A 22281-nucleotide genomic window follows, 5' to 3' on the forward strand; every position below is an offset into this window, starting at 1 on the left:
CGCGCCGGAGGAGAACCATGGAAGATCTGACACCTCGCAAGGAAGACCTTGATCCAATTGAAATCGCGTCGCGCGATGAAATTGCCGCCACCCAGCTTGAACGCATGAAATGGTCACTGAAACACGCCTATGAGAACGTGCCATTCTATCGCAAAAGCTTTGATTATGCCGGGGTGCATCCCGACGATCTGAAGACGCTCGCGGATTTGGCCAAGTTTCCGTTCACCGTCAAACAGGATCTGCGCGACAATTATCCGTTTGGCTTGTTCGCCGTTCCTCGCGAGAACATTGCGCGCATCCACTCAAGCTCGGGTACGACGGGGCAGCCGACGGTTGTCGGCTATACCAAGAACGATCTGGATATGTGGTCTGGCGTTGTGGCGCGTTGCATGCGGGCCTCAGGCCTGCGTCGCGGAGACGTGCTGCATAACGCTTACGGATACGGCTTGTTCACTGGCGGTTTGGGTGTGCATGGCGGGGCTGAGGCCGCTGGCCTGACCGTCGTTCCAGTGTCTGGAGGTATGACCCAACGACAAGTGCGCCTCATCGAAGACTTCCGCGCGGACGGCATTACGGTGACGCCTTCTTACGCGCTGTCCATTCTGGACGAATATGCCAAGCAAGGTATGGACCCGCGCAGAAGCCCGTTGAAGGTTGGGATCTTCGGGGCCGAGCCGTGGACCAACAACATGCGCCGCGAAATCGAAGACGCTTTCGACATGCATGCGGTCGATATCTACGGCCTGTCAGAAGTCATCGGACCGGGCGTTGCGAATGAATGTGTCGAGACCAAGGATGGCCTGCATATCTGGGAAGACCACTTCTATCCCGAGATCATCAACCCCGAGACCGGCGAAGTTGTTGAGGATGGTGAGCTGGGCGAGCTGGTATTCACCTCGTTGACCAAAGAAGGTTTCCCGATCATCCGCTATCGCACCCGCGACCTGACGCGGCTACTTCCGGGCACCGCGCGGTCGATGCGGCGGATGGAGAAAATCACGGGGCGCTCCGATGACATGATCATCTTGCGCGGCGTGAACGTTTTCCCGACCCAGATCGAAGAACAACTAATGGACGTGCCCGCCCTGTCGCCGCATTTCCAGATCGAACTGATCCGCCCGGGCCGCATGGACGAGATGCATGTGTATGTGGAAATGGTCGAAGGTCAGTCGCAAGACGGCGCAGAAGCTGCCGCCTACGCCCTGTCTGGCAAAATCAAATCCAATGTCGGTGTCAGCGCCAAAGTGCATGTCAAAGACGGCGGCACGGTTGCACGAAGCGAAGGTAAGGCTGTAAGGGTCGTCGATAACCGTCCGAAGGAGTAATCCATGCCCCGTGGGATCGCCCGAGATCATGAAGAAAAACGCGCTGCCATCCGCAAGGGGGCAGCAGCCTATTTCGCGGAACATGGGTTTGACCGGGCCTCGATGACGGCGGCAGCCAAGCATTGCGGGGTCTCGAAGGCGCTGATCTATCACTATTACGATAGCAAAGAGGCGCTGCTTTTCGACATTTTGGACCACCATCTATCCAAGCTGGTGGCCGAGGTCGAAGCCGCCCCGGAAACCGATGGCCTACGTGGTTTGGTGCGCGCGATCCTGATTGCCTATAAGGGCGCAGATGCCGAACATAAATTGCAGCTGGACAGCTTGTCCGTACTGGAACCTGACCAGCAAGCGCCCCTGGTGAACCTTCAGCGGCGCCTCATCGACATGATGGGCGCAGCCCTGAAAGCCGAAGCGCCTGAACGGTTCGAAAACGGCGCGAATTTGCGCGCGGTCACCATGTCTGTCTTCGGTATTCTGAACTGGTATTATATGTGGAACCGCCCCGGCAAAGGACTGAGCCGCGAGGATTATGCCGATTTGGTAACCGATCTAGTTGTTGGCGGCATCCACACCCTTTAAGCACGAACCTGCAAGACCAAACCGCCAGCAATTTCCCCCGATTTTCGCTGATCACGCTCCTGTGATTTCGAAAATAGATGCAAGAGCATAGAATTGCAGGAACGATTCATCTTCGCCTGAAAGGATTAATTATGAAATCAGCACGTATTCTCGCAACTGCTTCCCTTGTAAGCATCACCATGGCAGGTAGCCTTGCTGCACATGCAGACGCCACCAACCCCGCTGTGATCAAACGAATGGAAGCTATGAAGGCCATCGGCGGCTCGATGAAAACATTGTCAGGTATGGCCAAGGGCGAGATGGCGTTTGACGCGGCCAAAGCCAATGCCGCTGTCGCCACCATCGCCGAACAGGGGATGATGGTGCCCGCCCTGTTCGAAACCAACGAAACCGACCCCGAAACCGAAGCCCTGCCCGCGATCTGGGAAAACTGGGACGACTTCGCCAAGAAATCTGACGACATGGTCATGGCCGCCAAAGGCTTGGCCGAGATCAGCGACCAAGGTGCGATCGGCGCGGCTTTGGGCCAGATTGGCGGCACGTGCAAAGCCTGCCACGACGATTATCGCAAAAAGTAATTTCTGCATTGTAAGGGCGCGTCAGTCTCGGTGCGCCCTTGATCAGCTACACCAAATGCGCTCGATCACTTCGTTCTCATCAATACTGATGTTCAACCGGTCGGGCTGATAGTCCTCGGTATAGGCCATGCCCGGACGCAAAACGCGCCGGTTCTCGGACAGATCCAAACCGTTCAAGGCATCAGCGCTCTGCCCGATCAGATGGCTTAACTGCCCTGCACCGCACAGATCGTCAGTCAAGTCCGGCGCATCCACAACGCAGCCACTTAGCACAACCGATGCCGCGATTGTAATTAGCTGTTTCATAAGATTATTTTCCCGCCAATGTCGCCCTAAGACAAGCCAAGGTCGCTGTGTTGTTGAAAAACGGGCGGGTTTCCCCCACCCTTAGGGCAACACACGAATAGGAGGAACGCCATGCGCACCCGTGCCGCCGTTGCCGTTGAGGCCGGTAAACCACTTGAGATTATGGAAGTGAACCTTGAAGGCCCACGCGCCGGTGAAGTTCTGGTCGAAATCAAGGCCACCGGCCTGTGCCACACCGACGAATTCACCCGGTCTGGCGATGACCCCGAAGGCATCTTCCCGGCCATTCTGGGCCACGAAGGCGCAGGCGTGGTGATCGAAGTAGGCGAAGGCGTAACTTCGCTTGAGGTCGGCGACCACGTGATCCCGCTTTATACGCCCGAATGCCGCGAGTGTGACTACTGCTTGAACCCGAAAACCAATCTCTGCCAGTCGATCCGATCAACGCAGGGCGCAGGGCTTCTGCCGGATGGCTCGACCCGTTTTTCGATGCTGGATGGCACGCCGATCCACCACTATATGGGCTGCTCGACCTTCGCCAACCACACGGTTGTGCCCGAGATTGCGCTAGCAAAAGTTCGTAAGGACGCGCCGTTTGACAAGATCTGCTATATCGGTTGCGGCGTCACCACCGGTATCGGCGCCGTCATCAACACCGCCAAGGTCGAGATCGGTTCAACCGGTGTCGTGTTCGGTCTGGGCGGCATCGGTCTAAACGTGATCCAAGGCCTGCGCATGGCCGGTGCGGATCAGATCGTTGGCGTCGACTTGAACGACAGCAAAGAAGAAATGGGCCGCCACTTTGGCATGACCGATTTCGTGAACCCCTCGAAAATCGACGGCGATGTCGTGGCCCATTTGGTCGAACTGACAGGTGGCGGCGCGGATTACTCGTTCGACGCCACCGGCAATGTGAACGTGATGCGTCAGGCGCTGGAATGCGCCCACAAAGGCTGGGGGGAATCGATCATCATCGGCGTTGCCCCCGCAGGTGCCGAGATCTCGACCCGCCCGTTCCAACTTGTCACCGGCCGCGTCTGGCGCGGTACCGCCTTCGGCGGCGCGTCGGGCCGTACAGACGTGCCGAAGATCGTCGATTGGTACATGGACGGCAAGATCGAGATCGACCCGATGATCACGCACAAGCTGAGCCTTGATCAAATCAACGAAGGGTTCGACCTGATGCACAAGGGCGAAAGCATCCGCGCGGTGGTGGAGTTCTGATCCACGCGTAAAATCAAACCAATCAAGGGGGCCTCGGCCCCCTTTTCTTTTCAGGCGCGACAAAATGCAGCCTTGCCTTCCCGCCCCAGATCCATAAATTAGAACCATTCTAATTCAGGAGCTTTCCATGCTGTCCGCAAACCTCCATCGCCGTCGCTTTTCTGACCTGTCTGAACAGGAAATTCTAGCGCTGGCCATCTCGAACGAGGAAGACGACGCGCGGATTTACCGGCAATATGCCGAGCACCTGCGGGAAGAGTTCCCATCATCCGCGAAGGTGTTCGACGGCATGGCCGAGGAAGAGGACGGGCATCGCCGCTTGTTGATTGAAGCGCATCAGGCGCGGTTTGGCGACGTCATCCCCCTGATCCGACGCGAACACGTGGCTGGATTCTATGCCCGCCGCCCTGTCTGGTTGGTCGAACATCTGGGCCTTGAATCCATCCGCGCCGAAGCCCGCGAAATGGAGCGTCAGGCCGAGCAGTTCTATCGCAAAGCAGCTGATCGCACATCGGACGCCAACACCCGCAAACTTCTGGGCGATCTAGCCGCCGCAGAAGCGGACCACGGCCATACGGCAGGTGATCTTGAAGCAAAGCATCTGGACGATTCCTCGCGCGAAACCGAAGACGACGCGGCCCACCGTCAGTTCATTCTGACCTGGGTACAGCCGGGGTTGGCGGGGTTGATGGATGGATCAGTGTCCACACTTGCGCCGATCTTCGCCACGGCCTTCGCCACGCAAGACACGCACACAACGTTCCTTGTAGGTCTAGCCGCCAGTGTCGGTGCGGGCATCTCGATGGGCTTCACCGAAGCGGCGTCGGACGATGGCGAGCTATCGGGGCGCGGCAGTCCTGTGAAGCGCGGCTTTGCTTCGGGCATCATGACGATGCTGGGCGGCTTGGGCCACGCATTGCCTTATCTGATTACCGATTTCTGGACCGCCACAACCATCGCGGTCCTTGTTGTCTTCGTCGAGCTGTGGGCGATTGTCTGGATCCAAAACCGCTTCATGCAAACCCCGTTCATGCGCGCAACCCTGCAGGTCGTCGTTGGCGGCGCGCTGGTCTTCGCGGCAGGGGCGATCATCGGCGGCGGTTAAAGCAGGTTCATGACCTTCTCGTAAAACGCCTGATTGGCGGCGCGCGCATGAGGCAGAATGTCGGGCCGTTTCTCGGCGCGTGACAGCGCGCCAATCCAGTTCTGCGGGTCAGCCATCACGGGCGGGGTAACGAAGCCCTCGAATTTTTGCGAGAACGGCAGACACAGCACGCGCCGCCCCAAACACATCGCCCAATATGCGCCGTGATACGAGTTCGTCACCACAATTTCGCCCGAGGCAATGAAGGCCAGCGCCTCGTCCATGGTGCAATCGTGATTGGTCATGCCTGGGATATGTGGGGGGCGCTCGATATCGGCGGATTTCAGGGCGTGTTCAAACAGCACCACAGGCCGGGTCGCGGGAGCAGGATTGTCAAACCCCGGTGACATCGCGCTTGGGCAAGGGACACATTCCAACCCGTCCAGCCCGGGGTCGCGGACCGAGATCAGGTCAAACAATCCCTGCAACGCCTTGAAGTGCAGCGAGCCCGCCAGCTTTCGCGACATGCCTACACCCCAGATCACACGCGCCTTCGCATCTGGGCTGTGATACAACCCTGCGTCCAGACACTGCTGTGCAACCTGACCACCACCAAAGATGGCGATGCCGCAGGGTGGCGCATCCTCGCCAAATTTCTGGAAGGTGCACGCCCCGAAATCGAACCAACAGCCTGGCGAACAGAATTGGTCGCCGACATTGGGCGTACCCCGTAAGTGTTGGAAAACAACGTCTAACATGTTTCGTGCATGTCAGATTGTTGCTGGCGAGGTCAACAGACGCATGCTACGCCTTGACCATGATTGACGTGCTATTGCAAACTCTTCCGTTTTTCGCCCTGATCGGGCTGGGCTTTGGCGCCGCCGCGCGGGGATTTTTTCCACCCGAAGCAACGGCCTATCTGACCCGCTTCGTCTTCTATTTCGCGCTGTCGGCCATGCTGTTTCGTTTTTCAGCCAATCTGTCACTGTCCGAGGTGATCAACTGGCCCTTCATCTGGGCCTATTCGTTGGGCGGACTGGCGGTCTATATCCTTGCAACCGTCGTGGCCCTCGCCCGCAAACGCGGCGCACAAGTAGCTGCGGTCGAGGCGCAATGCGCCGTGATCGGCAACACAGGCTTTCTGGGCGTCCCCATGTTGGCGCTTTTGTTGGGCGAAGCTGCGGTCCCCGCCGTCATGCTGGTTCTGGCCGTTGATCTGTTCCTGTTCGGCAGCTTGATCGTCATCATCATCACAGGCACGCGCGACGGTAGGGTCAGCCCCGTGGTTTTGGGGACGGTTGGCAAAGGGTTGTTATCGAACCCGATGATCGTGTCGATGGCGCTTGGGTTTGCATGGTCCTCGACCGGATGGGATTTAGCTGATCCGGTGCAGCGCTTTCTGGACCTGCTGGCCGGGGCCTCGACCCCCGGCGCGTTGTTCGCGATCGGAGCATCTTTGGCAACCAAGTCAGCCGAGCGCCTGTCCGTCGCAGGCTGGCTGAGCTTCGCCAAACTGGTCTTGCATCCGCTGGCAGTGGGCGTGTTGGCCTTCATGGTCTTCGATGTTGATCCGTACATGGCGGGTGTGATGGTGGCTGCGGCGGGCCTGCCGGTGGCAGGCAACGTCTATATTCTGGCGCAGCACTATGGCGTCGCCCCGCAGCGGGTGTCGTCATCCATCTTGTTTTCGACACTTGTGTCGGTGCTGACCGTATCGGCCATCATTGCTTGGGTCACTTCATGACAATTCTGACAGGCGCTTACCGGCTGTTTTTCCCATCGGCAACTTTGTTCGCTGGGCTGGCGATCCCGCTCTGGCTTGTTTCCCATCTCAGCGGCGCAACACCCACCGCAGACCCGTATCTTTGGCACCAACACGAAATGCTGTGGGGGTACCTGCCCGCCGCGCTGGCGCTGCGTGCATTCCCCATTGCCATTACGCCACGCCTCTAGTTAGGTCGGAACAACATCTTTTGAAAAGGAACGCGTCATGGAAATGATCTCGGAAAACGCTTGTTTCGGCGGCACCCAAGGTGTCTACAAACACGCCTCGGATGCAACGGGCACGGATATGACCTTTGGCCTGTTCCAACCGGCCGAGGCGCAAGACGGCCCTGTTCCCGTGCTGTGGTTTCTGTCGGGCCTGACCTGCACCCACGAAAACGCCATGACCAAAGCGGGCGCACAGGCATGGGCCGCCGAGCAAGGCATCGCGTTGATCTTCCCAGACACCAGCCCACGTGGGGAAGGTGTGGCAGATGATGACGCCTATGATCTGGGGCAAGGGGCTGGGTTCTATGTGAACGCAACACAAGAGCCATGGGCGCCGCATTTCCAAATGTGGGACTATATTACCGAGGATCTGCCCGATCTGGTCTTCAACAACTTCGCGCTGGACGCAGAACGTCAGGGTATCACCGGCCATTCCATGGGCGGCCACGGTGCGCTGACCATTGCGATGACCTTGCCGGAACGCTTCCGCTCGGTCTCGGCCTTTTCGCCGATCTGCAACCCTACCGCTTCGGATTGGGGCGCGAAACAACTGGGCGCTTATCTGGGCGACGACACGACCAAGTGGACCGCGCATGACGCCAGCCTTTTGATGAAGAATGTGGGTTTCGATGGCCCGATGCTGATCGACACCGGCACCAAAGACCAGTTCATCGACCTGTTGAAGCCAGAAACACTGGCCAGTGCCATCGCCACCCACCGGCAAGAGGCCGTGTTCCGCATGCAGCCTGGTTATGACCACAGCTATTTCTTTGTTTCGACCTTCATGGAGGACCATGTGGCCTTCCATGCCGAGGCACTTTGGGCCTAACCCGGTGGCGCTTTATATCGACGCAGATGCCTGCCCGGTAAAGGCCGAGGCCGAAGCCGTCGCGACCCGCTTCAAGACGCAGATGTTTCTGGTGTCAAACGGCGGGCTGCGGCCGTCACCCAACCCTCTTGTCGAAATGATCTATGTCCCCGACGGCCCAGATGTGGCCGATATGTGGATCGCAGACCGTGCGGGTCCCAACGATGTCGTCGTAACAGGGGATATCCCGCTTGCGGCGAAATGTGTCGAAGCCGGCGCCGAGGTGATCCGCCACAATGGCGAGCGTTTTACGCAGGCAAACGTGCGCGAACAATTGGCTATGCGGGATCTGATGACAGACCTTCGCGCGGCAGACCCCTTTCGCCAAGGCGGTGGAAAAGCATTTTCCAAAGCTGATCGCGCACGCTTTCGTCAAGCGCTGGACGCAGCCCTACGCCGCTGCGGCTCGACTGATTGACCTAGACGTAAGCGTCTGTTTTTCGTGTTCTTTCCCCTTAAGTGCAGAGCACCCGCATGGTTCAGTCTGCGCAAGACAGGACAGGGGCATTGCCCCGCAGAGGGAAAAGGGCGCGACATGGAATCTCTTCTTATCAACCTTATTTCAGGCGCAGTTGGCGGCAACGTCGCTGGCGGTCTTCTGAAGAACCTAAACCAAGGCACTTTGATCAACTCGATCGCGGGCATTGTTGGCGGCGGGCTTGGCGGCTCGATCCTGTCGATGCTGGGGGCTGGTGGCGTTGCTGACGCTGCTGGTGCCGGTGGCTTGGACATCGCATCCATTCTGGGTCAAGTGGCCTCGGGTGGTGTTGGCGGCGGTGTGTTGCTTGCTGTGGTAGGCGTTGTGCGCAACATGCTGGCGAAATAAGCACCAAAGACATTTTTAATGAGTATGGGGAGGGCATCAGCCTTCCCCTTTTTTCTTGGGCAGCACAACGCAATCGCTTGCCTATCGGACCGTCCGGGACTAGGCAGTAAATAACACTGACCGGAGGGCAAGCCATGCCGCATAGCGACCCGAAAACGCTGGTCTCGACCGACTGGCTGGCAAAACATCTGAAAGATCCTGACCTGCGCATCTTGGATGCCAGCTGGTACATGCCGGATATGGATCGCGACGCGAAGGCGGAATATGACGCCGCGCATATACCTGGCGCGCGTTACTTCGACATTGATGAAATCGCCGACCTGCGCTCGGATCTGCCGCATATGATGCCGCCGGTGGAAAAATTCATGTCTCGCGTGCGTGCGATGGGTGTGGGCGACGGCCACCAGATCGTGGTCTATGACGGCGCGGGTCTGTTTTCTGCCGCCCGTGTTTGGTGGATGTTCCGCCTGATGGGTCAAAAGGATATTGCCGTTCTGGATGGCGGACTGCCGAAATGGCAGGCCGAAGGCCACCCGACCGAAGACTTGCCCCCCGTCATCCGGGACCGCCACATGACCGTCACCCGTCAGGCGGATATGATCAAAGACGTGACGCAGGTGGCCGCCGCCTCGAAACTTGGCGATTACGAGATCATTGACGCCCGTGGCGCTGAACGCTTCCGTGGCGAGGTTCCTGAGCCCCGTGAAGGTTTGCGCTCGGGCCACATTCCGAACTCGAAAAACGTGCCATTTGCCACGCTTCTGAACGCGGACGGCACGATGAAATCCCCCGACGACATGCGCGCCATTTTCAAAGCCGCGAAGGTCAATCTGGACAAACCCGCCATCCTCAGCTGCGGCTCGGGCGTGACGGCCGCGATCCTTGCGCTTGCGTTGGAGCGCATGGGCCATGACCGCCACGCGGTCTATGATGGCAGCTGGTCCGAATGGGGCATGTATTCCGACCTGAAAGTCGAAACCGGAGAGTAGACGATGTTCACCAACCTCAAAGCCCAGCCCAAAGACAAGATCATGGCGCTGATGCAGCAGTATCGCGAAGACCCACGCGACGGCAAAATTGACCTTGGCGTTGGCGTGTACAAGAACGCGACCGGCGTGACCCCCGTGATGCGCGCTGTGAAGGCCGCCGAAAAAGTTCTGTGGGATGTTGAAAGCACCAAATCCTATACCGGTCTGGCCGGCGATCCGGCCTACGGGAATGCGCTGACCAAGTTGGTTCTGGGCGATGTTGTTCCGTCTGATCGTCTGTCGATGGCTGCACAGCCCGGCGGCACCGGAGCGATACACCAAGCGGTCGAGCTGATCAAGATGGCCTCGCCCGATGCCACGATCTGGCTGTCGGCACCCACGTGGCCAAACCACCCCTCGATCATCAAGCACCTTGGCATGAACATGGCCGAGTATCGCTATTTCGACAATGAAAGCCGCGCGGTTGATTTCGACGGGATGATGGAAGACCTGAAGGGCATCAAGGCGGGCGACGCTGTGCTGCTGCACGGCTGCTGCCACAACCCGACGGGTGCGAACCTGACCTTGCCCCAGTGGAAAGAGGTCGCGGACCTGATCGTTGAAAAAGGTGCAACCCCGCTGATCGACATCGCCTATCAAGGCTTTGGCGACGGTCTGGAAGAAGACGCCGCCGGTGTGCGCCTGATCGCACAAGCCGTACCGGAAGCGATGATCGCGGCCAGCTGCTCGAAAAACTTCGGCATCTATCGCGAGCGTACCGGCCTTCTGACCTGCATCTCGGACAATGCCGAGCAGGCCGGGGTCACCCAGCAGAACCTGACCCATCTGAACCGCCAGAACTTTAGCTTCCCGCCCGATCACGGCGCCCGTCTGGTGACCATGATCCTTGAGGATGAAGGGCTTAAAGCGGACTGGATGGCCGAGCTGGAAGAAGTGCGCACCGGCATGTTGGCCCTGCGCGAGCAACTGGCTGGCGAACTGCGCACCCGCACGGGATCCGACCGCTTCGGCTTCATCGCCGACCACCGCGGCATGTTCTCGCGACTTGGTGCCACACCCGAACAGGTCGAGGCCCTGCGCGTCGATCACGGCATCTACATGGTCGGTGACAGCCGCATGAACATCGCGGGCCTGAATGAAGAGACCGTGCCGATCCTGGCCGAAGCGATTGCGAAGGTTGGGGTGTAAGCCCCGACCAATCGTCGTAAACACCTGAAAGTCCGGTTTCTTTTGAAATTCGGGCTTTCTTTATGACCCGTCCGGAAACCGTTACTTCTGGCCCCTTAAGTGCTTTCTTCCCATCAATGCGTCGAAGACGTGGCTAAAGCCACCGGAACACACCAGTTCTCACCGATCGATTAAAGCCCTTCCAGCCTAACGCCCTAGGCTATTTAGTCGCTTCGCTCAGCGGGCTTGGATTTTCAGCAGGTGCGACATCAATAATGTTAAGCATGTCGAAGCCGCCAAGGATGGCATCGACGGCAATGGTGGCCAGAATGATGCCCATCACACGAGAGATCACTGAGACGCCGGTTTCGCCGATCAAGCGATATATAAACTTAGCCATCAGCAACAAAACAAATGTGAACGCAAGAACAACAACCAAAAGAGCTGCTGTCGTTGCTTGCTCGGAATAAGTGTTCGAATTGTTTTCCGTCAGTATCACGATTGCCAGCATCGCTCCGGGGGACGCGATAGATGGCATTGCCAGTGGAAAGACGGCGCCTGACAGGTGATCACGTTCAGCCTCGGCTATTTCAGTTCTAGGTTTTGAATCACCAAAGATCATCGAAAGCGCGAAAAGAAACAGAATGACGCCACCGGCGATCTGGAACGAGCCTAGGCGCAGTCCCAGTGTCTCGAAGACAACTTGCCCACCGACAAGGAAAGCAAGCAGTACAAGGGTTGCGATTGCAACTGCGCGCAACGCAAAACGGCGATGCAAATGAACCGGAACGTTGGCAACTGCGAAGAGATAGACAGGAATCGTGCCGACAGGATCAATCACAACTAAAAGTGTGATGAACTCTCGCATCAGCGATATCCAGTCAATGGAAAACAGTGTCATTGCTAGCTTTCAACATGTTCGGTTTTGTTCGCGTTGGTGAACACAGTATCGAAAGCCAGCATTCGTCCGCAATGGCGAGTCTGCGTTTTAAAGCGCAAAGCGGGCCCTAAAATGAAGAAGTGTCTCGAAAAAGAGAAGGGAGCCCCTCGGCTCCCTTCTCCACCCTGTTGGCCTTGGTCTAATGCCGGCCTTATAAAACCGCGCCGGGTTGCCTCGGCGCGGTTGTTTCTTATTACCCGTTGGTGAATTCCGGGTAGGCTTCCATGCCCAGCTCGGCCATGTCCAACCCGTTCACTTCTTCCTCTTCGCTGACACGCAGACCCATGGTGGCCTTGATCAGGGCAAAGAAGATATAGCTTACGACGAAGACGAAGATGCCGATTGCCAGGAAGCCCATGATCTGGGTGCCAAAGCTGGCGTCAGTGTTGGTCCATGCGACGATGAACGTACCCCAGAAGCCTGCTACCAGGTGAACCGGGATGGCGCCAACCACGTCGTCGATCTTCAGCTTGTCCAGCAGAGGCACGACGAAGACTACAATCGCGCCGCCGATGCCACCGATGATCAGCGCTTGGAAAAGCGAGGGTGCCAGCGGTTCAGCAGTGATCGAAACCAGACCAGCCAGTGCACCGTTCAGGGTCATCGTAAGGTCGACCTTTTTGAACATCACCTGCGTCATGATCATCGCGACAACAGCACCCGAGGCAGCAGCCATGTTGGTGTTGGCGAAGATACGTGCCACATCCGAAACGTCCGAGATGGTGCCCATGGCCAGCTGCGAGCCGCCATTGAAGCCGAACCAACCCAGCCAAAGGATGAACGTACCCAGCGTAGCCAGCGGCAGGTTCGAACCCGGCATCGGGATCGTACGGCCATCTTTATACTTGCCGATACGCGGTCCCAGGATCAGAGCGCCAGCCAAAGCAGCGAAGCCACCCGCAGCGTGCACCAGTGTCGAACCAGCGAAGTCCGAGAAGCCAGCTTCCGACAACCAGCCGCCGCCCCACTGCCAGCTTGCTTCGATCGGATAGATGAAGCCAGTCAGCACGACTACGAAGGCCAGGAAGGGCCACAGTTTGATACGCTCAGCCAGCGTACCCGAAACGATCGAGGCCGTGGTGGCACAGAACATCAGCTGGAAGAAGAAGTCCGAAGCGCCCGAGGCATAGCCTACGTCTACGGCTTCAGCTGCAACACCAACCGGATCCAGCGAGGTCACTGCGAAGAACGGACCCAGCCAGCCTTCGATCAGCCAGTCGCCGGGATACATGATGCCGTAACCAGCCAGCCAGTACATGATGGCGGCGATGGAAAACAGCGCGATGTTTTTGGTCAACTGCATGGTCACGTTCTTGGAACGCACCAGACCAGCTTCCAGCATGGCAAAGCCTGCGGCCATCCAGAAGACCAGGAAACCGCCCACAAGGAACAGGACCGAGGTCAGAATAAAGCCGGTATGTGCGGCGGCTTCGCCTTCCGCCAGAGCCAGCCCCGGCATTGCGGCCAGAAGGGCCGTCGAAATCAACAGTTTGCGTGTCATTGTCTGTCCTTTCACGCTTATACGGCGTCAGCGCCGGTTTCGCCGGTGCGCACGCGCATTGCGTCCGACACGTCGAGGGTGAAGATCTTGCCGTCTCCGATTTTTCCGGTGTGTGCGGCCTTCGAGATGGTCTCGACGACATCCGCTGCAAGGTCGTCGTTCACGACGATCTCAAGCTTGATTTTCGGCAAAAAGTTCACGGCGTATTCCGCGCCACGATAGATTTCGGTGTGCCCCGACTGGGCCCCAAAGCCTTTGATCTCGGAAACCATCATGCCGGTAACACCCACCGAGGTCAGAGCCTCGCGTACATCTTCCAGCTTGAACGGTTTGATCGCTGCAATGATCAGTTTCACGTTCTTTCCTTTCCTTCCTCGTCACGACCTGTTGGCCATGCACTTGCAAAAACAAAAGCCGCCGCAGTGCAGAAAAGGCTAGGAATTGGGCAGGGAAGCTGACCTGAAAACCCCGTGCGCTCAGAAATTGACGTTGTTGCCTAGGGTAGTGATTAAAAAGTCGGCAGTGCAAAAAGTCGCCCGCTGCAAGGCTTGGGGCTACACTTGTTTCATACGAATCGCTAAGTCAAAACAGACAAGCCCAGAGCAGACATTAAGCAAACCCGGACGAGTATCATGAGCCAATCTGGCCAAAAACGCCCCGCACTGGTGGCAGACAAGCGTTACCCTGCGAAGAAAGCAGCGCCCAAAAAGCCTGCGCGCAAGTCAACGACCACCAAGCGCAAGGCAGCACCCAAGCGGCGACGCTCGGGTGGGGGCGGTGGCGGTGGCGGGCCGAAAAAGCCACGCTCGATCCTGATGTGGCCTTTCGTCTTCATTGGCTGGGTGCTGCGGATGATCTGGCGTTTGATGTGGAAAGGGGCTGTTGTAACCGCCCTGATCATCGGCGGAGCGGTCTTTTACTTTGCCTCCACCATGCCCGAGCTGAACGCGATGCTGGACGGGCGCGCGAAGGGGTCGGTTACCATTCTGGACCGGTACGGCGAAGTCTACGCCTGGCGCGGCGACCAGCGCGGGCGCACCATCACGACCGAGACTGTCAGCCCGCATTTGAAACACGCCGTTGTCGCGACCGAGGACAAGCGGTTCTACGGCCATTTCGGCCTCAGCCCGCGCGGGATTGCCAGCGCAGTTAAAATCAACCTAAGCGAAGGGCGCGGGCCTTTGTCCGGTCACGGCGGTTCGACCCTGACGCAACAGGTGGCCAAACTTCTGTGTCTAGGCGTGCCCTATGACCCCGATGTTTGGAAAACCGAGGCCGCTTATGAAGCGGACTGCCGCCAAGGCTCTCTGTGGCGGAAGATGAAAGAAGCCGTCTATGCGATGGCTTTGGAAACCAAGTTCACCAAAGACGAGATCCTGACGATCTATATGAACCGCGCCTATCTGGGTGCGGGATCATTTGGCTTCGATGCGGCCGCACAGCGGTACTTCGCAATCGGGGCGTCTGAACTTAACCCAGCACAGGCCGCAATGCTGTCAGGGATGCTGACGGCTCCGTCGCGCTTTGCGCCGACCAACAACCTGAAGCGTTCGCAGGATCGCGCGGCGACCGTTTTGCGTCTGATGAACGAACAGGGCTATCTGTCGGACACGGAAACTGCCCAATACCAACAAAACCCTGCCGTCCTGTCGAAAGCCGCCAAGGCGCAAGCGGGTGGGTATTTTGCAGATTGGATCATGGGCGACCTGCCCGCCTTCCTGACCCGCAAAACCACCGAAGACGTGATCATAAAGACCACACTGGATCCGCGCATTCAGAAAGCCGCAGAAAACGCGATGGCCAAGATCTTTGCAGAAAAGGTCTCGTCCGGGTCGAAAGCACAAGCCGCGATTGTGGTGATGAGCGCCGATGGCGCGGTGCGCGGGATGGTCGGTGGGCGCGAAACTCGCGTAACGGGTGCGTTTAACCGTGCCACGCAGGCAAAGCGTCAAACTGGGTCCGCCTTTAAACCATTCGTTTATGCCGCTGCGCTGGACATGGGATATCAGTGGGACGATTTCGTTGTAGACGAACCTTACTGCCTGAACATCCCGGGATCAGGTGAATGGTGCCCCAAGAACTATACAAAGAGATTCTATGGCCCGGTCAGCCTGACCGAGGCATTGGCAAAGTCACTCAACATCTCAGCTGTTAAGGTATCCGAAGAAGTCGGGCGCGAGGCTGTGCGCTCGGTCGCGTCGATGTTCGGCATCGAAAGCGATCTGGCTGCAGGCCCTGCCTTGGCGCTTGGCGCATCCGACGGCACACTGTTGGAAACCACCGGGGCCTATGCCGGCATTCTGAACGGCGGATCGTCCGTGACACCTTTTGGATTGACCGAGTTGAGCTTGGTCGGTGATCGCGATCCTTTGATGACGCAGACGGGCGGGATTGGCGAGCGCGTAATCTCGCGCGAAGCAGCAGCACAACTGACCTATATGATGAGCCGTGTGGTCGAGGAAGGTACCGGCACACGCGCGCGCATCGACGGGCTTGAAATCGCAGGTAAGACTGGAACGACCAGCTCGGCACGTGATGCTTGGTTTGTCGGCTTCACCGCAGATTATGTCATGGGAATCTGGATGGGCTATGACGACAACACGCCCCTGAAAGGCGTGACCGGCGGTGGATTGCCCGCCGAGATGTGGCGCGAGGCGATGGTGAGCATTCAGTCGCAACTGGTGCCGACACCCCTGCCGATGATCCGCCCGCGGTCCACTCCCAGGTTTGATGGACGCACGATGTCATCGGGCGACAGCCAATCGGTTGCCGTCCCACAGAACAATCAGGGCAGCAACCGCAGAGGCGGTCAATCCGTCGGGGACGCGGTCGAGGATGCGTTTATCGGTGTGCTCCGGTCGATCTTCGGTCAAGGCAACTGACCTGCTGATCCATCCATGCAAAGAAAAAGCCCCGGTCGCTACGGCAACCGGGGCTTTCTTTACTCTGTCAGGCCAGTGATCAGCCCTTTTGCAGATCCGCAATCAATTGGTTCAGATCGCCCTTGCGACGATCCAGCATCGCGCCGATTTCCTTACGCTCGGATTTCACGATCGAGATGCCTTCGACTTGCATGTCGATGAACTTGCCGTTCTTGGACGACACAATGAACACTACGTCAAAAGGCGAATGGCCTTTCAGCGTGGTCTTGGTCAGAACCTCGAACCGGCTTTTAACCTGCTTCGTGTCTACGACGTCAATGCGACCGCCCTCGAATTCACGAAAACGGCTGCCATAGCGGCGCGCGATATAGGTGCGGAAGGCTTTGACGAACGCGCTTTTTTGCGACGCACTGGCCGACCGGCCATCCGGGCCAAGCGCGGACAACGCGATAAAGTTCACGTCTGCGTATTTCGAAAACACGCCTTCAAATTTCTTGATCATCGACGCCTCGGACGCACCCGAATTAATGATCGAATTGATGTCGTTGACAACTTTTCCAATCAGGCTTTCCGCCTGCGACGCAGAAACAGCGGCCATTGCACGTCCCGGCACAGCAGCCAAAACGCCAAGCCCAGCCAGCCCGCCCACAAAGGCGCGGCGTGTCAAAGAGGTCTCGTTACCCATCATACGCATCATAAATATCCTCAAGCTCATCATCTTCTACTTCAACGCCCAGCTCGTAGCGACGCGAGTCCAGATAATAGAGCTTCATCAGGTCATAACCCTCTTCGCTCGCATAGAACTCGTCAATCGTGTCGCTGAATTGATAGCGATCACCGAACTTAGACAGCACCCAAGCGGCTTTGGGAAGTTCTTTAACTTCTGTCGGCAAAGCCAAGCTTAGCGGGTTCAATACAAAGTCCACCAAGATCCCGACCCCATCACGTTCCGTCGACGGACCGAAAATGGGCAGAACCACATAATCGCCTTCCGGCGCCCCCCAGACATGCAGGGTTTCACCGAAATCGCTGCCACGCTCTTCTAGACCAATATCGGTGGCAACATCAAAGATGCCAAGCAGGCCCAACGTAGTGTTGAACGCAAAGCGCACCGTATTGTGAACGGCGTCCTCAATGTTGCCTTGCAACAGGTTGTTCACCACAACGCCCGGCAAGGACGCGTTGTCCGAGAAATACGAGACTGAATCGCGCACCGGCTGAGGCAAAACAGTACCATAGGCGTTCGACGCAGGCGAAACCAACGCGCGGTCCAGTTTGATGTTGGCGCCGTGGGTTCGGCGGTTCTGCACCTCGTGCGGGTCGTCATAACCCGACGGCGCGGGCGCCGTTGCACAGGCACTTAGCCCCATCAGTGCCAGACCGGCCAGCGCGACCATAAATTTCGAATTTCTTGTCTTCACGTGAACTACCGCTAAATTTGGTATTTTCGCTTATTCGGGTCACACATAATAGATGCAGACCCATTGCACAGATGTTAAGGCTTCCGCAGCTATTCAATGTGACTATTTAGCGACAGTTGCAAGCAGAAACCTGCCGAACATTTGATGCGTCAGGTACTGCAGGCCAACGTCAATCGAAAACGAGCCGGCAGATATGAGACAGAACCAATTGATACAGGGGTTAGAGGAGCTTCGCACCCAGCGCCGCAAATTGCGCGGCCTGATGTGGAGCGTCGCCTTGTTCTCGGTCTTCGTAAACCTGCTGATGCTGACCGCGCCAATCTATATGTTGCAGCTTTATGATCGTGTGCTGGGAAGCCGGTCCGAGGCGACGCTGATCGCACTGACTCTGCTGATGGCATTCCTGTTTTTGATGATGGGTATTCTGGACTATGCACGTGCGCGCATTCTGGCCCGAGCCGGGGCACAATTTCAGGCCTCGCTTGATCAGCGGGTGTTTTCAGCTGTCATGCGTCAAGCAGGCGGGGACGGAGGCACGACAGCTGGCCTGAAAGACCTTGAAGCAGTACAGAAATTTCTGGCCAGCCCTGTCATCACTGCGGCCTTTGACATCCCCTGGACGCCGGTCTTCCTGTTTGCCATCAGCATTTTCCACCCCTGGCTTGGGATCTTGGCCGTCGTGGGCGGGGCTTTGTTGATCGGGATCACCGTACTGAACCAAGTGTTCACCAAAGGACCCCTGACCAAAGCCACCATCGCAACCCACCACGCGGACCAAATGGCCGAACAAATGCGTGTCGAATCCGAGATGGTGCGCGCCCTTGGCATGTCCAGCGGTGCTTACAAGCGCTGGCACCGATCGCGCGAGGAATCTCTGTTTGAAAATCTGCGCGCCTCGGATCGGCTGGGGCAGTTTTCGGCCATGTCGAAGACGTTCCGCCAATTTCTGCAATCCGCGATGCTGGGCCTTGGCGCTTATTTGGCACTGAAAGGCGAAATTTCACCGGGTGCAATGATTGCGGGCTCGATCCTGCTGGGCCGAGCACTTGCGCCGGTCGATGCCGCCGTGAACCAGTGGCAAACCGTACAGCGCGCGCGATCTGGCTGGCAGGCCCTGGCCGAGCTTTTGGCCCAAACGCCGCCCGAACAAGAGCGCACCACCCTGCCCCGCCCCGAGGCGAAACTGCATGTCGAAAAACTGACTGTCATCCCACGCGGAGCAAACCGCGCAGTCATTCGGCAGGTGAGTTTCGATATGAAACCGGGCGAGGCTTTGGGCGTGATCGGACCATCGGGTGCTGGCAAGTCGACCCTCGCCCGTGTTCTGACCGGTGTGGTGTCCCCCGATGGCGGCACCGTCCGGCTGGGCGGCGCGTCGCTGGACAATTACTCGCCCGAGGCTTTGGGCCGCTATATCGGCTATCTGCCCCAACGCGTGCAGATGTTCGAAGGCACGATTGCCGAGAACATCGCAGGCCTTGACCTGAAACCCGATTCCGCCGCCGTCGTCGCGGCTGCCCAGATGGCGGGCGCACACGAGTTGATCCTGTCACTTCCTGAAGGGTATGACACGCGGCTTGTCCCCGGCGGGGCCACCTTGTCTGGCGGACAAATGCAGCGGGTCGGATTGGCACGCGCGATCTATGGCGATCCGGTCATTCTGGTGCTGGACGAACCGAACTCGAACCTCGACAACGACGGCACGCAGGCGCTGAATACGGCGATCCGTGCGGTCAAAGCGCGCGGAGGGGCGGTCATGATCATGGCGCACCGCCCGGCCGCAATCAAAGAATGCGAGACGCTATTGATCATCGACGATGGCGTTGCCCGCGGCTTCGGCCCGCGCGATGAGGTGCTGAAAGCGCATGTGCAGAACGCGCAGCAGATCCAAAGCTCGCAAGCCAACGGAGGGGCGCAGTGATGCAAGATGCTCCGACACCGGACACACCGAATTTCTCGGCCCACCGGCCGCTTGTTCTTGGTTTCATCGCTTTGCTGATCCTTGTCGGCGGCTTCGGCACATGGTCCGTGACCAGCAAACTTGCCGGCGCCGTAATTGCCGAAGGACAGGTGCAGATCGAACAGAACCGCAAAGTCGTGCAACATCTGGATGGTGGGATCGTCACCGAAATTCTGGTTGATGAAGGTGACACGGTTAAAGCAGGCGATGTTCTGATCCGTTTGGAAGCCGGGCAGTTGGCATCGCAACTGACTATCATTGAAGGCCAGTATTTCGAACTACTTGCCCGTCAGGCACGTTTCGAAGCCGAACGCGATGGTGCCGAGGCGCTCACCTTTGATGACGAGTTAATTCAGGCCGCCGCCCAAAACCCCGAAGTCGACAGCCTGATGAAGGGTCAATTGCGCCTGTTCAGCTCGCGTATGGATGGGATGTCGACACAGCTTGAACAACTCGAGAAACGCAAGACCCAGATCTCGCGCCAGTTGGACGGGCTGGCGGCGCAAGTCACCGCGTTGCGCGAACAGCTTTCGTTGATCCGCGAAGAGCTTACAAACCAACAATCGCTTTTGGACAAAGGCTTGTCACAGGCATCACGTGTGTTGGCCTTGAAGCGGGAAGAGGCCGCCATTCTGGGCCGATTGGGCGAGCTTTCTGCCGCCAGTGCCGAAGCCGAACTGCGCATCACAGAAACCGAATTGCAAAGCATCGCCCTTCAAACGGATCTTCGTGAACGCGCGATCACTGAACTGCGCGACGCGCGCGCAACCACACGTGATTTGGCTGAACAACGGCGCAACACGCTGGAGCAGCTTTCACGATTGGAAATTCGTGCGCCTGTGTCAGGGGTGATCCATGGCTTGCAAATCTTTGCAGAACGCGCGGTAATCCAGCCGGCCCAGCCGGTGTTATATGTCGTGCCACAGGACCGCGATCTGGTGATCATGTCGCGGGTTGATCCGCTGCATATCGACCAGATTTTCGTCGGCCAGACTGTGTATTTACAGTTTCCGGCTTTTAACAGTCGCGAAACCCCAGACCTCCTGGGCCGCGTGACCCGTATGTCGGCGGATTCCTTCATGGATGATGTGACAGGCCAATCCTTCTATCTGGCCGAAGTACAACTGGATGAAGGGCAAATCGAACGTCTGCCCGAAGGCGCGGTTCTGATTCCAGGCATGCCCGTTTCAGCCTTTATCCGCACAGCAGATCGCAGTCCCATCCTGTATTTGGTCGAGCCGCTTTGGGACTATTTCAAGAAAGCCTTCCGCGAAACGTAATCCGACACGGCGGGGAAAAACGCGCAGGCGTCGGTTTCCCTCTTTCCCTAATGCCGGACGCGGGCTAGCGTCCGGGCAAAGCCTGCCCGTCAGGCCATCACATGAAAGGATCGCAAGATGAGCGCTTTTGAAACCCGCCTTGCCGAACTGGGCGTCACCCTGCCCGACGCCCCCGCCCCGGCTGCGAACTATGTGCCTTACGTTCAGGTCGGTGACCTCGTCCATGTCTCGGGTCAGATCTCGATGAAGGACGGCGCGTTCCTGACCGGCAAACTGGGCGACGACATGACAGCCGAAGAAGGGGCTAAGGCCGCGCGCAGCTGCGCCATCTCGCTTCTGGCGCAGGTCAAAGCCGCCTGCGGGGGGAATCTGGATCGCCTTCAACGTGTTGTGAAACTAGTGGGCTTCGTGAATTCGACCGCAGACTTTGGCGACCAGCCCAAGGTAATCAATGGCGCATCCGACTTCATGGTCGAAGCCTTGGGCGATGCCGGTCGCCACGCCCGTTCCGCAGTATCCGCTGCCAGCCTGCCCTTCGGTGTGGCCGTGGAAATCGAAGGCATTTTCCAGATCAAATGACCCGTAAACCTGTCCCCCTTCCGCAAAGTTTCCTTGACCGCCCCATTGCGCATCGCGCTTTGCACGACCTGTCGGCGGGCCGCCCCGAAAACTCGCGTGCGGCCATTCGAGCGGCAGTGGATGCGGACTATGGGATCGAGATCGATCTGCAAATGTCGAAGGACGGGCAGGCGATGGTCTTTCATGACTACGAGCTTTCCCGTCTGACCGGCGACAAAGGCCCCGTGCGTCAGCGTAGCGCAGTCGAGCTGGGCGGCATTGCCCTTACCGGCGGGGACGAAGGCATTCCCAGCTTTGCCGAAGTGTTGGAAATCGTCGCGGGCCGCGTGCCCCTGTTGGTCGAGCTGAAGGACCAGCATGGCGCCATGGGTCCGCATGACGGGGTGATGGAGAAAGCCACGGCGAAAGCGCTGGAAGGCTATACGGGCGACGTCGCCGTCATGTCCTTCAACCCCCATTCGGTTGCCGAATTTGGCAAGCACAACACCACCCTGCCGCTTGGCCTAACGACCGAGGCCTATAGGGAAGAAGGCACCTCGCTTCTGCCAGCCGCCACGCGCGCGCACCTGCGCGACATCCCGGATTTCGACCGGGTCGGCGCGAGTTTCATCAGCCATGACGTGCGCGATCTGGACAACTCGGCGGTCACGCGCCTGAAGGATCGCGGTGTGCCGGTTCTGTGCTGGACGGTTCGATCGCAAGAGGTCGAAGACGAGGCCCGCAAGATCGCGGACAACGTCACATTCGAAGGCTATCTGGCTTGACCAACCTGCCCCT

At 58.2% G+C, this 22281-nt stretch carries 24 protein-coding genes; 17 read left to right on the forward strand and 7 right to left on the reverse strand.

Translation table 11 applies throughout. The features are described 5' to 3' along the window. Positions 1 to 17 precede the first annotated feature (17 nt). From paaK to ACXAH3_RS13910, 3 genes are all read left to right on the forward strand, one after another. Positions 18 to 1325 carry a phenylacetate--CoA ligase PaaK gene (paaK, locus tag ACXAH3_RS13900; protein WP_474862688.1) on the forward strand — a complete coding sequence of 436 codons (1308 nt, stop codon included), beginning with the start codon at positions 18 to 20 and terminating at the stop codon, positions 1323 to 1325. Between the two features lie 3 nt (positions 1326 to 1328). Further along, positions 1329 to 1907, forward strand: a complete 579-nt coding sequence (locus ACXAH3_RS13905; RefSeq protein ID WP_474862689.1) for a TetR/AcrR family transcriptional regulator — start codon at positions 1329 to 1331, stop codon at positions 1905 to 1907. Between the two features lie 131 nt (positions 1908 to 2038). After that, the gene (locus ACXAH3_RS13910; RefSeq protein WP_474862690.1) at positions 2039 to 2485 is read left to right on the forward strand and encodes a c-type cytochrome; all 447 of its coding nucleotides are present in this window, start codon (positions 2039 to 2041) and stop codon (positions 2483 to 2485) included. A gap of 42 nt (positions 2486 to 2527) precedes the next feature. Here the strand turns inward: ACXAH3_RS13910 and ACXAH3_RS13915 are convergent, their stop codons facing one another. Beyond that, a complete protein-coding gene (locus tag ACXAH3_RS13915; RefSeq protein WP_474862691.1) occupies positions 2528 to 2791 on the reverse strand; it encodes an I78 family peptidase inhibitor in 264 nt (87 codons plus the stop codon). Positions 2792 to 2902: 111 nt separating this feature from the next. On the opposite strand from ACXAH3_RS13915, the gene ACXAH3_RS13920 reads away from it, so the two are divergent. Both ACXAH3_RS13920 and mbfA read left to right on the forward strand, forming a co-directional pair. Then, positions 2903 to 4015, forward strand: a complete 1113-nt coding sequence (locus tag ACXAH3_RS13920; protein ID WP_474862692.1) for an S-(hydroxymethyl)glutathione dehydrogenase/class III alcohol dehydrogenase — start codon at positions 2903 to 2905, stop codon at positions 4013 to 4015. 127 nt (positions 4016 to 4142) lie between these two features. Then, entirely contained in the window at positions 4143 to 5120 is a 978-nt protein-coding gene (gene mbfA, locus ACXAH3_RS13925) for an iron exporter MbfA (RefSeq protein ID WP_474862693.1), read from the forward strand. On the opposite strand, the gene ACXAH3_RS13930 is transcribed toward mbfA, so the two are convergent. Beyond that, positions 5117 to 5857 (reverse strand): glycosyltransferase family protein, encoded by a 741-nt coding sequence (locus tag ACXAH3_RS13930; protein ID WP_474862694.1) that lies wholly within the window; start codon positions 5855 to 5857, stop codon positions 5117 to 5119. The genes mbfA and ACXAH3_RS13930 overlap by 4 nt on opposite strands. 59 nt (positions 5858 to 5916) lie before the next feature. On the opposite strand from ACXAH3_RS13930, the gene ACXAH3_RS13935 reads away from it, so the two are divergent. From ACXAH3_RS13935 to ACXAH3_RS13965, 7 genes are all read left to right on the forward strand, one after another. After that, positions 5917 to 6843: an AEC family transporter gene (locus tag ACXAH3_RS13935; RefSeq protein WP_474862695.1), complete on the forward strand. Its 927-nt coding sequence runs from the start codon at positions 5917 to 5919 to the stop codon at positions 6841 to 6843. Next, positions 6840 to 7052, forward strand: a complete 213-nt coding sequence (locus tag ACXAH3_RS13940; protein ID WP_474862696.1) for an NnrS family protein — start codon at positions 6840 to 6842, stop codon at positions 7050 to 7052. The genes ACXAH3_RS13935 and ACXAH3_RS13940 overlap by 4 nt, the downstream gene beginning before the upstream one ends. 37 nt (positions 7053 to 7089) lie before the next feature. Beyond that, positions 7090 to 7920: an S-formylglutathione hydrolase gene (gene fghA / locus ACXAH3_RS13945; protein ID WP_474862697.1), complete on the forward strand. Its 831-nt coding sequence runs from the start codon at positions 7090 to 7092 to the stop codon at positions 7918 to 7920. Further along, positions 7898 to 8377 (forward strand): YaiI/YqxD family protein, encoded by a 480-nt coding sequence (locus ACXAH3_RS13950; protein WP_474862698.1) that lies wholly within the window; start codon positions 7898 to 7900, stop codon positions 8375 to 8377. The genes fghA and ACXAH3_RS13950 overlap by 23 nt, the downstream gene beginning before the upstream one ends. A gap of 117 nt (positions 8378 to 8494) precedes the next feature. Further along, positions 8495 to 8785 carry a hypothetical protein gene (locus ACXAH3_RS13955; RefSeq protein ID WP_474862699.1) on the forward strand — a complete coding sequence of 97 codons (291 nt, stop codon included), beginning with the start codon at positions 8495 to 8497 and terminating at the stop codon, positions 8783 to 8785. A gap of 134 nt (positions 8786 to 8919) precedes the next feature. Continuing rightward, positions 8920 to 9774: a 3-mercaptopyruvate sulfurtransferase gene (gene sseA / locus ACXAH3_RS13960; protein WP_474862700.1), complete on the forward strand. Its 855-nt coding sequence runs from the start codon at positions 8920 to 8922 to the stop codon at positions 9772 to 9774. A gap of 3 nt (positions 9775 to 9777) precedes the next feature. Continuing rightward, on the forward strand, positions 9778 to 10962 hold the full coding sequence (locus ACXAH3_RS13965) for an amino acid aminotransferase (RefSeq protein WP_474862701.1): 1185 nt from the start codon (positions 9778 to 9780) through the stop codon (positions 10960 to 10962). 199 nt (positions 10963 to 11161) lie between these two features. Here ACXAH3_RS13965 and ACXAH3_RS13970 read toward each other — a convergent pair whose 3' ends face one another. From ACXAH3_RS13970 to ACXAH3_RS13980, 3 genes are all read right to left on the reverse strand, one after another. After that, positions 11162 to 11842 carry a MarC family protein gene (locus tag ACXAH3_RS13970; RefSeq protein WP_474862702.1) on the reverse strand — a complete coding sequence of 227 codons (681 nt, stop codon included), beginning with the start codon at positions 11840 to 11842 and terminating at the stop codon, positions 11162 to 11164. Between the two features lie 232 nt (positions 11843 to 12074). After that, entirely contained in the window at positions 12075 to 13382 is a 1308-nt protein-coding gene (locus tag ACXAH3_RS13975) for an ammonium transporter (protein WP_474862703.1), read from the reverse strand. Between the two features lie 17 nt (positions 13383 to 13399). Further along, a complete protein-coding gene (locus tag ACXAH3_RS13980; RefSeq protein ID WP_474862704.1) occupies positions 13400 to 13738 on the reverse strand; it encodes a P-II family nitrogen regulator in 339 nt (112 codons plus the stop codon). A gap of 276 nt (positions 13739 to 14014) precedes the next feature. Here ACXAH3_RS13980 and ACXAH3_RS13985 point away from each other — a divergent pair, with 276 nt between their 5' ends. Then, positions 14015 to 16264, forward strand: coding sequence for a transglycosylase domain-containing protein (locus ACXAH3_RS13985; protein WP_474862705.1), 2250 nt, complete (start codon positions 14015 to 14017; stop codon positions 16262 to 16264). Between the two features lie 79 nt (positions 16265 to 16343). On the opposite strand, the gene ACXAH3_RS13990 is transcribed toward ACXAH3_RS13985, so the two are convergent. Both ACXAH3_RS13990 and ACXAH3_RS13995 read right to left on the reverse strand, forming a co-directional pair. Next, a complete protein-coding gene (locus ACXAH3_RS13990; protein WP_474862706.1) occupies positions 16344 to 16958 on the reverse strand; it encodes an MlaC/ttg2D family ABC transporter substrate-binding protein in 615 nt (204 codons plus the stop codon). After that, positions 16942 to 17685 carry an MlaA family lipoprotein gene (locus ACXAH3_RS13995; protein ID WP_474862707.1) on the reverse strand — a complete coding sequence of 248 codons (744 nt, stop codon included), beginning with the start codon at positions 17683 to 17685 and terminating at the stop codon, positions 16942 to 16944. Before ACXAH3_RS13995 ends, ACXAH3_RS13990 begins: the two co-directional genes overlap by 17 nt. Before the next feature lie 193 nt (positions 17686 to 17878). Between ACXAH3_RS13995 and ACXAH3_RS14000 the strand changes: the two genes are divergently transcribed. The 4 genes from ACXAH3_RS14000 to ACXAH3_RS14015 all read left to right on the forward strand — a co-directional run bounded on the left by ACXAH3_RS14000 (position 17879) and on the right by ACXAH3_RS14015 (position 22268). Then, a complete protein-coding gene (locus tag ACXAH3_RS14000) occupies positions 17879 to 19606 on the forward strand; it encodes a type I secretion system permease/ATPase (RefSeq protein ID WP_474862708.1) in 1728 nt (575 codons plus the stop codon). After that, positions 19606 to 20925 carry an HlyD family type I secretion periplasmic adaptor subunit gene (locus ACXAH3_RS14005; RefSeq protein WP_474862709.1) on the forward strand — a complete coding sequence of 440 codons (1320 nt, stop codon included), beginning with the start codon at positions 19606 to 19608 and terminating at the stop codon, positions 20923 to 20925. The genes ACXAH3_RS14000 and ACXAH3_RS14005 overlap by 1 nt, the downstream gene beginning before the upstream one ends. 117 nt (positions 20926 to 21042) lie before the next feature. Continuing rightward, positions 21043 to 21504 (forward strand): RidA family protein, encoded by a 462-nt coding sequence (locus tag ACXAH3_RS14010; protein WP_474862710.1) that lies wholly within the window; start codon positions 21043 to 21045, stop codon positions 21502 to 21504. Then, positions 21501 to 22268: a glycerophosphodiester phosphodiesterase family protein gene (locus tag ACXAH3_RS14015; RefSeq protein ID WP_474862711.1), complete on the forward strand. Its 768-nt coding sequence runs from the start codon at positions 21501 to 21503 to the stop codon at positions 22266 to 22268. Before ACXAH3_RS14010 ends, ACXAH3_RS14015 begins: the two co-directional genes overlap by 4 nt. The last annotated feature ends 13 nt before the right edge of the window (positions 22269 to 22281 follow it).

It is taken from the genome of Aliiroseovarius sp. ABM4_368 (genome assembly GCF_056161205.1).